This is a genomic window from Nostoc sp. FACHB-152 (assembly GCF_014697475.1).
In the GTDB taxonomy this organism is placed as follows: domain Bacteria; phylum Cyanobacteriota; class Cyanobacteriia; order Cyanobacteriales; family Nostocaceae; genus Nostoc_B.
The window spans coordinates 51168-69008 of sequence record NZ_JACJRV010000018.1; the positions used below are offsets into that span (position 1 = coordinate 51168).

A 17841-nucleotide genomic window follows, 5' to 3' on the forward strand; every position below is an offset into this window, starting at 1 on the left:
TCAACAACTTCTGAGGAAAATTCATAATTTAGTTATTAATTAAAAGTTGAGTAATTTATGAATGTAGATGAAATTCTTAAACATTACGCTGCTGGGAAACGCAACTTTCAGCGAGTAAATCTGCAAGAAGCAGAATTCACAAATGCCAACCTGACAGGTGCAGATTTAAGCCATGCAGATTTACGCCAAACAAGGTTGGGTAAAAGCAACTTTAGCCAAACCGTCTTACGAGAAGCAGACTTAAGTGAAGCCATCCTTTGGGGAACAGACTTGAGTGAAGCAAATTTATATGCTGCTATTCTTCGAGAAGCTGATTTAACAGGCGCAAAATTAGTTCAAACCAGCTTAGAACGAGCAAACTTAATTAAAGCAAGTTTATGCGGGGCTAACTTGAATGCGGCAAATCTTTCTCTATGTCTGTTATTTCAGGCAGATTTGCGTCCTAGTTCCAACCAGCGCACAGACTTAGGATATGCAATCTTAACTGGAGCCGATTTAAGCTACGCTGACCTCAGAGCAGCTGCGATGCATCACGCTAACTTAGATGGTGCAAGATTGTGTCGAGCTAATTTAAGTCGGACAATACAGTGGGGCAATTTAGCAACAGATCTCACTGAGGCTAGTTTGAAAAATGCAGATTTGAGTTATACAAATCTTAGCGGCACGATTTTGCGAAAAGCGAATTTGCAAGGCGCAGACTTAACTGGTGCTATTCTCACCGATGCAGATTTACAAGGAGCAATTATGCCAGATGGTACAGTTCACGATTGACAATACTTACGCAACGAGGTTTTCCTTTGAGGCTGGATGTAAGGGTATAAAGAAAAATTGACGTTGCTGAATCAGGGAATGAAATTTCATATACTTACATCAGAAACTCCTTACCCTCTCTGCGACTCTGCGCCTCTGCGTGAGATAATTCATCCCGCATTTATGCAACGCCAAAAAAACTTACCCCTACACCCTTTTTACCTAAACTTGCCTGTACCAAACAAGTTAAGCAACTGTAATCACTACACCCAAACTCTCATTCGCAAACTTATCAACTGCACACACGGCATAGGTTCCTGGTTGGACAGTCGCAAAGGTTGTACCTGCCGACAAAATGCGCCCAAGTGTCCAAAAATCGCCAGTCTGCCGATAAAGTGTCCAAGAACGCACAGGTTGATTATCGCCTGGTTGCCAGTTGAGTTTACCATCTTTAAATTGCAAAGCTTTGGGTGGGGATGGTGGAGTTGTATTCCGCCACGACATGGTAGGTACTAGGGCAGGTTTAGAATAAATCACATTTTTAAATTGGTCAGCAATACCTTGACGATTTTCCTTGATGGCACTCATACTGAAGAACATATTCCCCAATGATAAGTTTGGTGCTAGACCACGAGAAATTTTAATTTGCTTATCAATTTCATCGTCTTTCCAAGCTTTACCGTCTAGTTGTCCAATATTATTACCAGCGTAAATATGCCGTTGTTTAGGATTAACTTCTGTCCACCACCTCAGCAAGACAGGATAACTTTGTTTGGTTTGGTCGATGCGCCAATACAGTTGCGGGGCTATATAATCAATCCAGCCTTGCTCTAACCATTTCTTAGAATCTGCATACAGCACACTGTAAGCATCTAAACCTGTAATTCCTGCTGGTTGTCCGGGGCGGTAAATGCCAAAGGGACTAATACCGAAATTGACATAAGGCTTTGCTGCCTTAATTCCTTCAGAGAGGCGTAGTACCATTTGATTGACATTTTCTCGCCGCCAATCATCTAAACTTAGTTGACCATCAGCTGCTTTGTAAGCTGCGTAGGTTTTATTATCAGGGAAAGCTTGACCTTGAATAGGGTAGGGATAAAAATAATCATCTAAGTGAATGCCATCTATGTCATAGCGTTGCACTACATCGAGGATGACATTGTATGCTCTATCTTGAACAATTTTTGAGCCTGGATCCATCCATAGTTGATTGCCCCATTGATAAACTACTTCTGGATGAGTAACTGCTATATGCGGACGGACATTCGGTGAACCTTTGGTGCTGGTTTTGGCGCGGTAGGGGTTGAACCAAGCATGAACTTCGATATTGCGCTTGTGACATTCCGCGATCGCAAACTCCAAAGGATCATACAATGGTTCTGGCGCTCTCCCTTGAGTCCCAGTAATCCAAGCACTCCAAGGTTCTAACTCGGAAGCATATAAAGCATCCCCTTCTGGCCGTACCTGCAAAATCAGGGCGTTAAAATTGAGTGCTTGCAACTGAGTGACAATTTCCACCAGTTCCGCTTTTTGTTGGGCAACCGGTAGTCCTGCTTTAGAAGGCCAATCACTATTCCACACAGAAGCTACCCAAGCCCCGCGAAACTCGCGTGTATGGCTAACTTTGACTGTATTGGGTGGGGTGCTGGGTATAGGTATGGGTGTTGGTATTGGTGTAGGTTTTGGTATTGGCGTAGGTGTGGGCGTGGGTGTGGATGTAGGTGTTTTTGTTGGTGGTACGATCAGGTAAACAGAGTTAATCTTTGGAACATTACCCAGATAAACCAAAGCTTGATAAACCATGACAGCGACATCTGCGCGAGTCGCTGCTGAAGCGTAGTTAAGTAACTTAATATTAGGGAAGCTAGTAACTAAGCCTGCACTAGTCGCCACCGCCACTTGATTTCTAGCATAACCAGGGATGTTAGCTGCGTCTTGATAAATTTGTGGTAATTGATTTAATAACTCAGGCTGGATTTTAGTGGCAATATCTAAACCATTTACTAGTGAAACTAAAACATCGCCCCTAGCGATGCGATTACTGGGGCGAAAATATTGATCAGGGTAGCCAGTTAAAAATCCTGTTTCATAAACCTTTTGGATAGCACTTGCAGCCCAAAGATTTGCCGGGACATCAACAAAGGGAGTATATTGGCGTTTCGCAGATACATTAAAAACCGCCGCAATTATTGCCGCAAACTCAGCACGTGTCACTGAGTTATCCGGGCGAAAAGTTCCGTTAGGATAGCCATTCAAAATGCGCCGCCCTGCTAAGGCTTCAATAAATGGGCGCGCCCAATGATTTTGAATATCCGAGAAACGTGCAGTAGTAGAGACCATTGTTGATTGCCACTAGTTTGCTTGGCTGGATTCTAGCAACACAATCGCGATCGCTACCGGACTTTCGTATAAATTTTCATATTTGGCAATCTTCTCTAGCCAATTGAGTTAAAAAACTTACGTATAAATAATTTACTTCAGGTGGGAACACTAGATTGAGACATTGCTAAAAGTTGCCACCAAATTATGAGCATGACAATTGTTAGTCTTCGAGAGGCACTGCAAAGGCTTCCCGAAAATGCAGCAGAAGCTATTGTAAGCGACCTTTTTGCTCCTCACTTGTTGAGAGCTTTAGGGTTTCATTCTGAAGAAATTTATCCAGAATATAACACTGGTCACGGAAACGTTGATAAAGCAGCCAGAAAAACTATTGGAGATAATGTCTTTTTACACACCAAATCAAATCCATACGTTCTGCTGGAATTAAAGGGTAGAGACATTAACCTATCGGAAGATGCTGCACAGTATCAAAAAACAGTTAATCAACTGAAGCATTATCTACTTGCTCCTAATTGTAAAACTGTACAGTGGGGTATAATTACTAATTCTTGCCATATTCAACTGTTTCGCAAGCATGAAAAAGTAATTTACCCGGCAACAAAATGTCTTTCAATAGATGCAGATAATATTGATAAGGTGATTGCTTCTATTCGACAAAAAATTGAAAATCCTACAAAAGCCTTAACAATTGCAGTATATAACAACAAAGGTGGAGTTGGTAAAACGACTACTACTGTCAATTTAGCAGCCATATTAACTGTTTTAGGAAAAAAGGTTTTAGCAATTGATTTTGACCCTAACCAACAAGATTTAACAAACTCTTTAGGTCTTCCGTTAAATCATGGGAGTGTCTTTGATGCTTTAAAAGAAAGGGATGTAGAACTTCAAAGTACTATACATACTTATAAGTTTCCTCTTAAAAGGCATAATATCGAACTGAGGTTTGATGTTATCCCTGCTGATCCAGCACTGACTAATGAATCTGAACCTATCTTGCGTAATTACCTCAAAATTAACACTCTTTATCGCAAGCTAGAATTGTCAAGACAAGAATATGACTATATTTTGATAGATTCGCCACCCAACTGGCGAGTATTTAGCCAATCGGCTGTTTATGCGGCTGATGTTGTTCTCATTCCCACAAAGCATAACAATCGTTTTTCGTTAGAAAATGCAGCGATGGCAATGAAGAAATTTATTCCAGAAGTACAAAATAAAAAATCTGATGGTAGCCCTATTCCATTACCAATTTTCTTTAATGGAGAGAAGATTACCCTACCTCAAATGTCAGTTGCTCAACAAGAAATTAATAACATTCTTAAAACTGCTAAAAAAGAGGGGTTTGATTTACTATCCTACTTTTATCCCAGATATACTAATGCCAAAAAAGACCTATATATTCATGAGGTTCCAAGCTACGCTCACATAGCTGGTGCCGCTTTCTCGCGTATTCCTGCGGTTTATCGAGATAGACCTGCTCATGAATATTACAAAAATCTAGCAAAGGAGTATTTTTTACAATGAGTAGCCTCAGCGATGTTGGAAATTTAATGCACTTGTATTTAGATGAAATTGACCCCGGCGAAGGAACTGATGCGCCTGAGTTTTTAATCAAAGCTTCAGCCCATTTGCTTAACCAAAAAGGTGGACGTAATTGGATTCCAGTGATTGTGAAAGAAACTGGCGAAGATAAATATCAAGTAATTGGTAATTCTTTCATTTATGCAGTTGTAGAAGCTGCTGGTTTAGAACGCGTTTGGTGCATTATTACTGATGGTAGTGATGAGACAGTTGAAGTAACAAAAATACTTGCTGGGGAAGAAATTCCAAAAATTAATCTCTCTAAAGCATCTAGGGATGAAATTAAGTCAGCATTAGAGTATTTAGTCAAACAACCAGATAGCGTTCTCAAAACAGTGAAAACTGCGATCGCAACAAACAGAATTGATGAAGCTCCTCGTCAATATTGGAAAACATTAGATCCAATTGTGGATCTAAAATGTGGCATTACTAAAGGTACAAAACTTAATGCTTTAAAACAAGTTTTTTATCTAACTCCTCAACCAACACCAGATATTACCACCGACACCGGCACTGATACTCTCAAAACAATGTCAATGGCTGATTTAAAAGTGATGGCTAAGAAACAAGGTATTACTGGCATCAGTAAGATGAAAAAGGATGAACTTGTGAAAGCATTAACTAAGCTTTCAAAGTAGCGCCAAGCACCAAACACCATAAAACTGATGTGTTCAGCCTTTGAATGGTGTACTTGATGGTTAAATTACTATTACTAATTCTGAGTTAGTGCGATCGCATTTATTGTACAGGTTATGTATGCGATCGCAACCTTGGCAACCCTTTTTATGAGAATGAGAAGTTCAAGTTTCAAAAATTTTGCTAGGAACAGGCGATCGCACTTAACCAATGATTACGACAGATGGATGGCTCAAACGGTTATACAACAAGTGTTTTACAATTTTATTCTCTAAAATCTAAAATGGTATAAGTCGTCAGGAGAACATCAACTTGCAGGGAACTGTGCTAAGAGGTCTTTGCCGTCAATAATGGTACTAGTGAAGACAAACTTGCGGTTAGCTTGATAGCGTGGGTCTGACTTAGCAATAATCATGAAGTCTCGATGTCCCTGTTTTGTCCTACCTACTTGACAGCCAGCACTCCATCTTCCTACGTCGGATTTAGGATTATCACCTCCCCAATGTTGGTTAATGCCAAAATAGCCTGAGTCCATAGAGTCGCCTTTATCACGCGTGCCTGAACGATTGGCATCGCGGTAGACGGTGACTGAACCACCAGTTTGCACAAGAGCTTCATGGGGGCAAGCCTGTCCGTGAGTTCCTACTTGCCATGCGGTATATTGGCCGAAGGCGATAATTGCCGCACCTTTGGAGTTCAAGGGATTGTACGTATAGAACTTGCCTGGGTTGGTTGTGGCTTCCCAACAGCCAATCATTTTCGGCTTGCCGTCTTTAAACTCAATCACAATGCGGAGGTCGTTCCAGACATTGAGGGCATTGTTATTGAGCGTTCCGTCCGGATTCATGCCTTCGATGTAGATAATATTTTTGTATCCAGGCTCTTTGTCAATTTTGTAGCCCTTCCTCTGGCAATAGGCCACGATTTTCTCTTCTAGAGTTTTAGGCTTAGTCTGGACTGTGGCGATTTTGCAGCCGTCAATCTGGACGTGTCCACCATAGATAAACCAAATGCGCCGCTCCTGAACTGGAACCTTGAGCATAACTCGGAGATGTTGAGCGTCGGCGATCGCCACTTCGGTAATTTCCAACTGTCTCCCCGCTTTGACACTGGTTTTTTCCGATGCCTCAAGCTTGTTGGAGGGCAATGAGCAGCTTTTAAACACCGAGTCAGAAGTCACTTTAAGATTAAACTGTCCCTGCTCGGTCTGATCATCTTTGAGTCCTAGCGCTTGCAGAAAGTACAACATTGCTGCACAACCAGCAGCCGAATCAAGAGTCTTGGTGTGATTAGTCCCAGCCCAAACAAACGGCGTAATTCCCTGGCTATCTTTGCCCTGAAAGTCGTTGCACGCATCAAAGGCGAGTAAGCGAGCAGAGAGCTTTGCTGGTATCAGTTCGCCCTGAATCTTCCTCAGCTTGTGCGTGATTTGCTCGAAGAATTGCGTAGTACCCTCAAAATCCGACTTAGCGTGTAAGATTCCTGCCCAATACCAAGGTAAGTTGGGATAGTACCACTCGATTTTCTCGTAAAAGCCGCGATCGTAATGCAGCTTCTCAGCAACTTTTTCTAACTCTGGCAAGAGATTGGATTGCACCTTGCAGCCTTGCCATAGTTCTGTATATTTTTCATCAATAGATACAATATTAGCCATTTTTGTGATGTTTAACTGTTCATAGATAAGTAAAGAACGGCAAAATTTTGTTATCCTAAAAACGGCTTAGAGCTTTACTTTTAAATCATTGCTAAAAGCTTAAACACGCATTAAAAAGTCCAGCCATGAGTCGTTTAAAGTATAGTTTGCTGTGTTCAAGCTCCAGTCCAGTTGGGATTTCTTAGCTGTTGATTGCCCATGTCTTCATTCTGGATTTCGGGATATATAGTGTCTTGATTTTTAACCTGTTCTATACGTTGGCAGAGGCTATAGATAATTATCGGGTCGCTGATGATTTCAGTCAGGATGCGGGCTTCATGAAAGTCTCTGGCATCGCTTTTTAAGTCACGCAACACCAAATCGATTAGTTCAGGACTCATTTCTATATCCACAGAAATGCTAATCCCAACATCTGGCCCAATTCTGTCTACGTTGATTGAATACTTTTTACTGTTACGAATCATAATTTTGTCCTATTGATTGTGAATCAAAGCGTGTTTACGGGGATTTAGGCTAAATTAAGCCCTCAAACTTGAAATGCTAGACTATTAGGGGTAGGGTTTCAGGAATAGTTCAGCTTCCGCTTCTCTTCGTCTCCTTAGTCCTTGCTCAACATTTGATCCAGGATTGCGATACTTGATGAAAGTTTCGCGGATATTAGCCCAATCCTTATTCTTTAAAACTCTAGTCATTGACTCAAAATTAGAGGCACCGTAAAATTTACTGCCCAAGTTGTAGCCAAAGCTGAGTAAAGCACCTTGTTGATGAGGGTTAAGTTCGCTCCAGCAAGGTATTTTCATTAAATCGGGTAAGTAGCTTGTTTCCAACTGATAAATCAACAAATCATCAGCCTCTTGTTGGGAAATACTCTCTCCCATACACCACGGACTACCATTACGTTTTCTGGTCGTACCCCAGCCAATTGTGATTGGTTTCCCGCCAGTTAAAGGATCGGGGTATGCATTCAGATAGCAACCTTCAAACTTTTTAATCATCTCAACTCCACACATAGGTAGCCTTGTGGATGTAGATGTGGATGTGGAGACTGCTTTAGTTGCGGTGATCTGGTTTGTTGCTGTCTGGTTTGCTGGTGTACCGTTCCTGCTGATAGGATTGTTCTTAATCCTAGCCAGAATCTCGTTAGCACTGAGATACTGTACTGAATCAGCGTTTAGGCTGGTGCTGTCACGATCTTCGTCGTCCTCTTGCCATAAACTGCTAACAGGAGTTAAGTCAGGTTGCTTATCTGAGTCTACTTGGGCTGCCTGCTCTGTTGGTTGTTCGCTCTCTTTTGGAGCAGACTCTTTTGGAGCAGCTCGCTCTTGTTCCAACTGCTGCTTTTCGGCTTGGACGCGCTGCTTCTCAGCTTCTAGTTCCCTAAGTTGGGCTTCATACTGCGCCCGTAACTGCAACTGCTCGTTGAGCTTTTCTAGGGCAAGTTCAGCATTCTTTGAAGCTGTTTCTTGTGTCTGCTTATCGTTTGCCTCTTGTCGTTCTGTTAACTGGGAAATAAAGCCCTGTACGTCTTGCTGAATATACTGTTCGACGCGTTCAGCAAAAATGGTGTAGGCATCGGTGTGGGTATTAAATTGACGATAGGGGCCAGCCATTTGGAAAAACTGCCACCCTTCAATTTTCAAGCTTTCGGCAGTATTACGATAGGTGCGGTACTTCTCACCATGACCAAAAAACTCTTCAACCGCAGCAGAAACGGCTACTACCTGACTTAAACCAAAAGCCGACCAACCAACAATTTCTTGCCACTTCAGGTTCCCCTTCTGAAAACCAATTAGTGCGGGGACAATTACACCGCCAATGATGGTAATCATTCTGAGGTTGTGATGAGCATTGCGTTCTTTGGTGGCTTTTTTCTCCAGCCACATAACTTGGTCGAGCCAGCGATTTTTTAGAAAGTCTTTTCGCAAGTCTGACAAGTCGAGTCGGTCAATCAGTCCAGAGAAAGTCTGTTTAAGATATTGACTATAGTCTGCTTTCTTCGCCATAGTTTTATATTTATCAAAAGCTGATAGCTATATTTACATAAAAATATTGCTTCCTCCTCAGTAGTTTCCCTACTTAACAAGCTTGCTTTAAAAATTACTGATGTGGCTCTTTTTTTGCCATTGTTGACTCCTCAAGGCAAATAGTTTTGCTCAGATTTATAAAATTTTCTAACCCCCAAATTTGCTTAACGAAAGCAGAAGTTAAAGAGGAGAGTGAGAGCGAAGTTTGTAATAATCGATAATTTTATCAGTCTTCAAATTTAGGTTGCTGGAAAATAAAATTACATGGCTAGGCTCATGAGTGCAAGATAAGTTTTGACCAAAATTACTATATTAAGAGCCTGTACAAATTATTTATGCAGCAGAGTGGCTTAATAAACATCAGTTTGAATATTTTTATCAATGGTGCTTTTAAATCAATAATTAAAGTATAATTTATCGATGTAATTTAATTGATGGCGTATTTATAATGAGAGTGTTTATGTGAGCTAAGATTTTTGTAATGTATGTATAACAATGGTTACTGGCACAGTTTGTAAATTATGTGCAAGTTAAATGTTGTGTATTTATAAAATAATTTGTTACAAAAATTACACTTATGCTTGGGTAAGCTAAATAACTCGAATAGTGAATTAATCATCTTTTTAATTAGCAATAGCTCAGATGTTGATATCACTTCGGTTTTTGTACCACCATTTTGTCGTTTAATTCTACATTTTTTTGGTATTTAATTGTTTTGATTATTGGCTGGCTATTGATTTCTATATTACTTTTGACAACCTGTTAGATTCCAATAGGAAATTACGGTTTTGCTTCCACAGTTACTAATGGAAATGATAAAGAAATATCAACCATGAATTGGGTTACTGGCTAGACTATAAAAATATATCTACCCCGTTATTTCGCTTACCCGAATCACTGACTAGAATTTTATCTTCTGCTAGTAAATATATTACATTTTTCCTCCATAAATGCTTACCAAAGAATAACCAAAACAATGTAGCCGAAGCTATTACTGTATGAAAGAATCATAAGATGTCAGGCATGGGCTAAATCGTAGTTTCTGAGTTGTCGTGTGGAAAGACAATAACTCTAGTACGACAGCCCTACCTCTTCGTACTCTTTTTTGCCTAAGTTCCGTTAAGTAGAAAGTAAATGTGTAATTGTGTGCGTTAACTTTTCCCAACCCTCTTCTAAATCAATGGCTTGTAACTTACCAGAAGCAGCTAATTTTTCAGCACGTTCATCTGTAGCTTCTCCGTTTAATGCACAGACAAGTTTATCGGCTGTTCTACCACTACCTGCTATTACCATCACTAAGCGTCCGGCGACGACGCTATTGGCTGCATCCAAAAAGGTAATTTCGCCACCATTTATTAGCACTGTTACCGAAGGTGCGCCGCCAGCTAGCATGGTTGCTACTTTTACTATCCAAGGAGATTCATCGCCCCAATTACTACCAGGAACTAGAACAAAATGAGTATGATGTGGTTCTAGGGGTGTAGCATCATCAGTAGATTCAGTCTGATTAGGTAGAATGACTTTTCCTTTAGGTGCTACCCCAATCAGTGGAAATTGAGCATTGATTTGATGACGAGCATTACCTATCAATTGCATTACTCCCGCATCTGTACCACCATCGACAATATATGCTCCTAAGCGTTGCGCTATTGGGGCTAATACTTCCACAAACAAGCTTTGGATACGTACAAAGTCCGCTTCGCTCATCTGACTTGCACCACCAACGATGACTAAAATCGGACGGGAACCAACCAGCCCCATTTGCTCAAGCGCATCAGACAATTCTCCTGCATCAGATACTGTAGCGGCTGTTGCTGTCTGCCCTTCATTGAAACTCAAGCTGAAAATTTTTTCCATGAAATTAAATTAATTCGTATATTGTTGATCAAATGATCTTACTGATTACTTTTTCATCTTGAGTTCATAAACAGGGGAGTTAGCAAATTCCTTAAGCTGAAAAAGTGATAATAGATTAGTCCAGTCTTGCTGATAAACGGCACGGTTTTGGGCTAATTGACCAACAGTTTCATACCAAATATTATTTTCTGCATAAGGAATGTACTGCTGTTGATTTCTTGGTTGTTGAATTTTTTTTACTAATTCCGAACTAGCTTCAACTCGCTGAATCCAGCCATTAACGCTGATATTTGTATTACGTCCTTCATGGTTAACACAACTGATATTGAAGTACCAATAGTATTTTTTGCCTACTGATAATGCTTTTTCGGTAGAGGGTAAATTAATACTGACAATACCTTTTTTTTCTGGTAAAGAGAACAGCAATGGCTTGGTCAAAACAGACTGTCTCTGCTCATCCAATAATCTAAATTTGGCCGGAGGTGACTGGGAATTACCACCAAAGGGTAAATAAAACCAGAATTGGGGATACTCTTGAGTAGTCAAACCTCCATTGTTCTGAGGAACTAAGGCCAGCAGGTTATCTTTACCTATTTGAGAGCATTGCGATCGCGTTGCGCCTCCTCTTGAACGTCCAGAAGCATTTCCCTCGCCTCTGGAACCATTAAACATCTTGCCAACACGCTCAAAGACATTCTGGGCTTGGGCTTTGTGAACAAAAATAGGCGACAAAAAATTTACATAAACAGCAGTTGTCACAGAGCAGATCAAAACAGTTGACTGTCGAATCGATAATTGGGGACGAAACATTTTGTAATTACCTCTTAGTTTCCTAATTTGTTGATTTAACTTTTACGGAGCTTATCAGTCAAGTATAATACTGATGTTCCAGTACATAATAATGCCAAAACTGGCGGGATAAAAGGTATCCAACCGCTTTGGCTCACCAATATTACAGAACATACAATGTATAAAGTACCAGTAGATCCTACTACAGCTATACCTAGATAAAGATTGCGGTTAAATCGCCAACAGACAAGACCACCTACCAAAGCCCAACCAAACATCCAGATTGTTTCATAACCAAAAGGCCACCACCAGATGAGCGAGCGATTATCTAAGGTTGCACTTAGGATCTGGCTGATCATTTGCCCATGCAACGTTACGCCAGCAACGTCACCATAGGGCGTACTCCAGTAATCAGCTTGTCTGTTTTGTCTGTCAGTAAAGCCAATCAGTACAATGCGATTTTTAATTTGTTCAGTAGCAACTTTATTGTCCAAAACCTCCACAATATTGACTCTAGGCGCAAAATTACTGGGGTCGCCGCCAAAGGTACGATATTTGACCATCGTTTGATAACCTTGAAGTTGATTATCCATGTCTTGGTAGCCACCTCCCATTCCCAATAGTTGGGGAATCGCGGTTTTACCAAACTGCATAGGTTGGTCATATTGTTTGGTCTGGGGATTGAAAGGAGAAGTGAAAGACTGACCTTTAGCTTCTAGGTAGCGACGAGCAATTACTAGACTCAAAGCTTCCCTTGTCTGACAATATTTAGGGTCTGGCTTTTGCATTAAGTATTGTCGGCGCACATAACGACCACCTTTAGCATCATCATCAACTAAGTCACTAAAGCCAACTTGCTCTAGCGGGACTTCTGGCGCGTTTTTAAAGCCAATAATTTTTTCACCCCGGCTATTTTCATAACTGTTTTTACAGACCGAAATGAAGTTTTTCGTCTGCTGCAAACGTTGTTTTAGGCTACCTTCAGCCGGAAAATCCCGGATAAAATCTAACCCAATCATACTAGGTTGATGTTGAGAAAGATTTTTGAGTAAATCGTCTAGGGCCGCATCGGGAATAGAACCTCTACCACCTGGATATCTCCCGCTTTGATTCAATTTTTCTAGACTTTCTGGGTCAACATCGACCATTAAAAATCGTTCGTCCTTTGGTTCATCCGGACGTAAGGACATCATCTGGTCATAGGCTGCTAGTTCTAAAGGCTGGGTGAGTCCGAGAAACCTAGCAATAAACATCAGCGTTGTCACAGCCAAACTAGTCAGCAACACAGTACGGGGTTTGATTTTGCGATAGGGAAGCGCGCGACTGGCTGCAAGATATTCTAGTTGTAAATTGGTGGGGGTTGGTTGTTTGTCAACAGACTGCTTCAACCATTCCTCAGAGGCGACTAAATCTTTACCCCGGAGCAAAAAACTATCGTCACGTTTAGCATCATCCCATTCTTTGGACTTGAGGAAAAGCCGAGTGTGCGATCGCACATAATCGGGATCTGCATCTAATGTTCTGGTTAATTCTCCAAATTTGGTCAAAAAGTCTGCACCATGCTGGCTAAAATCGATCCACTGCACCTTTGCCAATTCTGGAAAAAGCTCCCCAGTACTATCCCGATACAAGACAGTAACGATTCGCTTATGCAAACTCATTGCATACTCTACCTCAGCCTTGCAGTCGGGTGAATTGATAGAGTCTGGCGAAATAATAAATAGGAAGTTGTTCGCGCTTTCTATCCCTTTATTAATCTCTTGTGTAAAGTCAGTACCAGAGGCGACACTTTCTTGGTCAAACCAAGTAGTCTTGTTTTGAATTTGTAAGGTATTGTTGAGCTTGCGAGCGAAATCAGAATCAGCCAGAGAGTAGGAAATAAATACATCTAGTGCTACCTGAGGCGGTTGCTTGAGGCTTTCGCTGATGAACTCTACTTGTAAAGGTATAGGCAGATGTTGGGTTTTTTGTTGAGCTATCTTTAACCAAGCTTCTGCCTGTCGAAGATTATAACCCCGCAACAGAATACTAGAATTGTGTTTTTGTCGTTCCCACTTCAGAGCTTTGACTAGTAAGATTTTATGCTGTTCGTAGTAAGCCGCATCTTGAGTCAGCACATTAATTAGCTTGTCAATATTGGCCTGTTGCTGTTGTGGCTCTGTTAAGTCGATGAAATGTAGAGTCCGTAGTTCAACAGGAATCTGCTCTATGTCTACTTGTTCAATTAACAGAGGAATGATGCGTTTTTTCAAAGAGAAAGCATGAGACACTTCCATTTGGCAATATTCTGATTGCAAAGAAGCTGGTGACATCAGAAACACCAAATTGTCTGCTTCTTCAATACCTCGATAAATTGACTCGACAAAATCTGTGCCAGACTGAATATCTGTTTTGTTTGTCCAAACCGTGAAGCTCTCACGCATCAAGAGATTGGCAACTTTTTCCATAACTGCCCTCTCTTTTTCTGAGTAAGAGAGGAACACTTGAGTCATCAGGTTGTTAGCATTTTTTGTACTTTGACATATAAAAGCACAGTGTAAATCTGTTGGTTCACATGGTGGTTGCTCATTTTTAAAGCGAATTTTTAACCAGTTTTCAGCCTGTAAGCGCTCGTCACCAATTAATAGGTATTGTGAGTGTTGTTGCTGTCGCTCCCACTCCAAGGCTTTGGCTAATAAGTAGGTGTGTTGATACACATAATCTTGATGGCGGGAAAATAGCTCTAGCAGTCCCGCAAAGGATTTCTCAAAGTCATCTATACCTTCACGGAAGTATACCCAGTTAATCTTGCCAATAGCTGGGTGCATATTCGGAAAACTAGAGTGTAATCCCTTGCCTTTATATGGTTCCCACTCACTAGCGTCCTTTCCAGGATTGCGTTCTTGCCAAATTTCTTGAGTAATTTGTTCTACGTGTAGCAAGGGAATAATACGTTTATTACGGCGGAGTGCTAACTCTATTTCTTTACCGCAATAGGGGGAGTTAATTGAGTGGGGCGCAATGATAAACAGAAAATTGTCAGCTTTCTCAATGCCATCATCTATTTGATTTTGAAAGTCAACACCTAGAGGAATATCATTTTGGTCGAACCAAATGTCGAACCCTGATTCTATCAGTCGCTGATGCAGCTTAGTCGCAAAGGCTTTACTATCCGCTCTTCCATAAGAAATAAAGGCATTTTTAACGTCATTCATTTTAAATATTAATAATTTTTTTCATAATTGCTTCACATTAAAGTTGGTATTAGCCGATGGCGATCGCCTGTATAACTGCTATCTACCTGATACAATGTAAATAAAAATTTGTTACCAAAGTATAGTAATAATACGTAAAAAAACCGCCGTTAATCCAAAATTTCTGTACACTGGTATCAAAGCCAACTACCAACTAAAACATAAGGCGCCCAATAACGAGGGTGGTTATATTTGTCACTTTTAAGTAGAGATTGCTGTGCTAAACGCAGGGCTTCGGCTCTGCTAATATTGGGTTGACCTAAATGTTCATACAATTCCTTAATGAAAGGAACGCTGGCTTCATCATCTAGATCCCACAAACTAGCGATCGCACTACTAGCCCCAGCTTGAACAATAGTTCCAGCAATACCCATCACTTCTTGGTCGTTACCTGTAGCTGTTTGGCAAGCACTGAGAATGAGTAAGTCTATTTTCTGCTTGTGGTTTTGTTTTTGGTTACTAAACAATTTATCAAAATCATCTATCTTCAACTTTCCATCTGCTGTCACCACAAAAGTGTTTTCTCGATTTTCACCAAATAGACCATGTGTGGCTAAATGTACTACTTCAAAAGTAGAAGTATTCAGTTTTTTATTAAAGTTCTTTGTGGTAAATTCTTGGTCAGCAATCCAATTCACGGCTAATCCTGTCTTTTTAATTTCCTTCACTTCGACGGAAACATTTGCTAATCGAGAAAAGCCAGAAACTTCTGGAATATTTGGCGGTTCAGTCAAGCTGGCGGCTAGAACTTTCATAGTTTCTCGGTGTAACGGCTTTGGTTCACGTACTTGTAACCCCAAAGCTAAGGAGACAGCATATTTTTCTACTAGATACTGCTGGCCATCATAGAGACTCGCCATCGGAATTTTGCGTAAAGGGCCATCCAAGACAAAAATCAAATTTTTGATTTTGCTATCTTTTAACTCTTTTTCTATTGGTTGAATCAGCCAGTTATAGACTTGTTGACCATCCTGTTGTACTTCGTCATAACTTCCCTCTTCTTGCAGATTTTCATATAGTTGGTTTACCACTTCCCCTATGTGCTGTTGCGGTGGGGTAGCATAATGACTAAGCGGTTGATTAGGTCGCTTCAGGATAACTTCTAAACGATCATTCAAAATAATTGCATAGACAACAGCTGATGTTTGGTCTTGAGTGTCAATCACCTTGTCGAGTGCTAATTTTGTATCTTCACAAGCTTGCTGTAAATAATTTTGTAATTTCGCCACTTGTAGTGCTTCAATGACATTACGAGCCTGGATCAGATTCTCTTGGCTTGGTGCTGATGATTGAAGTAGTAAATCTACTAAACGACGATATACAGGTTCTACCGTTTCCCGGAAAGAAAACTGCACATTTTTATTTGTAGCAATCAAATCGCCACGGATATTTTGTAGAGTATTAAATGCTTGTTGATAGGCAGCAGTGGCTTCTGTAAGATCTTCCTGCTGATTACATTGGGGTTTACCTTGGCAAAGAATACGTCCGAGTTGCCAATACCAACGATAGGCGATATCTGGTGCTTGAATTGACTCTGACAAATTTAGCGCCTGTTTAGTCAAATCCTGGGCTATAGACCATTGTTGAGATAATTCATATAGATGTCCCAAATTACCTAATACAAAAGACTCTGAGCGGACATCTTGCAATTGTTGTGCCTGCTGACGTGCCACAGCTAGGATTTTAGCAATTGTTTCTGGGTTGGGTTCAGGGAATTTCTGCCTCATTTCTAGAAGGCGTTGAGCCAAATTTACTTGAGCGTAGATCGCTGAACGCCCAAGGGGTAAGTTAGCAATTTGACTTTGAATTTCGGGATATAATGCCTGGGCTGCTGACCATTTTTCCAACTCAATTAACAAGCGTAAACGGTTAAGTTGGGCGGGGATTTTGGTAGTCGCAGTATTTGAAGAAATAGCTGCTTTTTCGTAATCAGCCAGAGCAGTATTTTTTTGTTCTGTACTGCTACCGGGAATATAAGCGAGATTACCTAAACTCAGGTAAGCTGTAGCAATGGTATCTGGCGATCGCAGTTTTTGGGCAATCTCTAGACTTTGTTGTAAATGTTTTTGTGCTTGTTGGACATCGCCAGCCAGTGCTAGTGCTTCACCCAAATTGCGAAAACTAGCTGCTTTAACAAGGGAATCTGGTTGTTTTTGCAGATCTGTTGTCAAATTTTGGAGTAGAGAAATTTCTCGGCGATAGAGTCCTAAAGTCTGCAATGCTTGTGCTTGGTTAATTTGGGCGAGGATAGCTTTATTGTGATCTTTTAATTGTTGGTAGAGTGATGCGGTTGTTTCCCAAGATGACAAAGCGGCTTCGGCTTTACCTTGTGCTAGTTCCAGATTACCTTTAATATCCCAAACTTGCGCCCGAACTGGCAGGTTTTGTGATGATTTGGGAATCTTTTGTAAGATAGCGATCGCTTTTTCAATCGCTTGGGTTGCGGCTTGCATCTGTCCTAATTGCTGGTGGTTCAAAGCCAGATTACTGAAGACAACCGCCTGTCCAATAGTATTATTATTACCTTGATAAATCTGCAATACCTGCTGTAACACAGTCACCGCTTCGGCAAAGCGTCCTGCTGTATATAGGTTTTTAGCTTCTTCTTCCTGAGAGAGATTGGCAACTGGCGATGCGGTAAACCCTTGATTCGTGGTATCACGAGCTATAACAGGCGAGACAAATATGCACAATAAAGCAGTTAGACAGACCAAAATCACATAGCTAAATTTCTGGCGTTGCTCAAACAACCTCGGAAATTTAGCGATCGAAATCTGACTATGTACATTCACCTTTCCCCTTCCCCACCTCAAAAAAGTCTCTAAATGAGAAAGAAATACAAACCTTTTTTTCGCCATGTTTCCTCCTGAGAAGCAAATGATATGAATAGAATTCCCCAATTTTGAGCGCAACGATTAATGGTCAGATTCTTTCTCCTCTAGCTGTTGTTGAATTACCCCACCCTAACCCTCCCCTT

General features: G+C 40.8%; 11 protein-coding genes. 3 read left to right on the top strand and 8 right to left on the bottom strand.

Features of this window, described 5'->3' with window-relative positions:
• The first annotated feature begins 57 nt into the window (after positions 1-57).
• Positions 58-771 (top strand): heterocyst differentiation pentapeptide repeat protein HetL, encoded by a 714-nt coding sequence (hetL, locus tag H6G76_RS15830; RefSeq protein WP_190702204.1) that lies wholly within the window; start codon positions 58-60, stop codon positions 769-771.
• A gap of 225 nt (positions 772-996) precedes the next feature.
• On the opposite strand, the gene H6G76_RS15835 is transcribed toward hetL, so the two are convergent.
• The gene (locus H6G76_RS15835) at positions 997-3090 is read right to left on the bottom strand and encodes a family 10 glycosylhydrolase (RefSeq protein WP_190702206.1); all 2094 of its coding nucleotides are present in this window, start codon (positions 3088-3090) and stop codon (positions 997-999) included.
• Between the two features lie 192 nt (positions 3091-3282).
• Here H6G76_RS15835 and H6G76_RS15840 point away from each other — a divergent pair, with 192 nt between their 5' ends.
• Together H6G76_RS15840 and H6G76_RS15845 are read left to right on the top strand one after the other, a co-directional pair.
• Positions 3283-4614: a ParA family protein gene (locus H6G76_RS15840; RefSeq protein ID WP_242056418.1), complete on the top strand. Its 1332-nt coding sequence runs from the start codon at positions 3283-3285 to the stop codon at positions 4612-4614.
• Entirely contained in the window at positions 4611-5309 is a 699-nt protein-coding gene (locus H6G76_RS15845; protein ID WP_190702212.1) for a Rho termination factor N-terminal domain-containing protein, read from the top strand. The genes H6G76_RS15840 and H6G76_RS15845 overlap by 4 nt, the downstream gene beginning before the upstream one ends.
• Positions 5310-5614: 305 nt before the next feature.
• Here H6G76_RS15845 and H6G76_RS15850 read toward each other — a convergent pair whose 3' ends face one another.
• The 7 genes from H6G76_RS15850 to H6G76_RS15885 form a co-directional block, all read right to left on the bottom strand.
• Positions 5615-6961, bottom strand: coding sequence for a hypothetical protein (locus H6G76_RS15850; RefSeq protein ID WP_190702216.1), 1347 nt, complete (start codon positions 6959-6961; stop codon positions 5615-5617).
• Positions 6962-7116: 155 nt separating this feature from the next.
• Positions 7117-7425 carry a hypothetical protein gene (locus H6G76_RS15855; RefSeq protein WP_190702217.1) on the bottom strand — a complete coding sequence of 103 codons (309 nt, stop codon included), beginning with the start codon at positions 7423-7425 and terminating at the stop codon, positions 7117-7119.
• 84 nt (positions 7426-7509) lie between these two features.
• The gene (locus H6G76_RS36625) at positions 7510-8964 is read right to left on the bottom strand and encodes a DUF4231 domain-containing protein (protein ID WP_199337398.1); all 1455 of its coding nucleotides are present in this window, start codon (positions 8962-8964) and stop codon (positions 7510-7512) included.
• Between the two features lie 1140 nt (positions 8965-10104).
• A complete protein-coding gene (locus tag H6G76_RS15870) occupies positions 10105-10842 on the bottom strand; it encodes a hypothetical protein (RefSeq protein ID WP_190702219.1) in 738 nt (245 codons plus the stop codon).
• A 45-nt stretch (positions 10843-10887) separates the two neighbouring features.
• Positions 10888-11652, bottom strand: a complete 765-nt coding sequence (locus tag H6G76_RS15875) for a DUF928 domain-containing protein (protein ID WP_190702222.1) — start codon at positions 11650-11652, stop codon at positions 10888-10890.
• Between the two features lie 35 nt (positions 11653-11687).
• Positions 11688-14825, bottom strand: coding sequence for a TIR domain-containing protein (locus H6G76_RS15880; protein WP_190702224.1), 3138 nt, complete (start codon positions 14823-14825; stop codon positions 11688-11690).
• A 176-nt stretch (positions 14826-15001) separates the two neighbouring features.
• On the bottom strand, positions 15002-17722 hold the full coding sequence (locus tag H6G76_RS15885) for a CHAT domain-containing protein (RefSeq protein ID WP_190702227.1): 2721 nt from the start codon (positions 17720-17722) through the stop codon (positions 15002-15004).
• Positions 17723-17841: the final 119 nt, after the last annotated feature.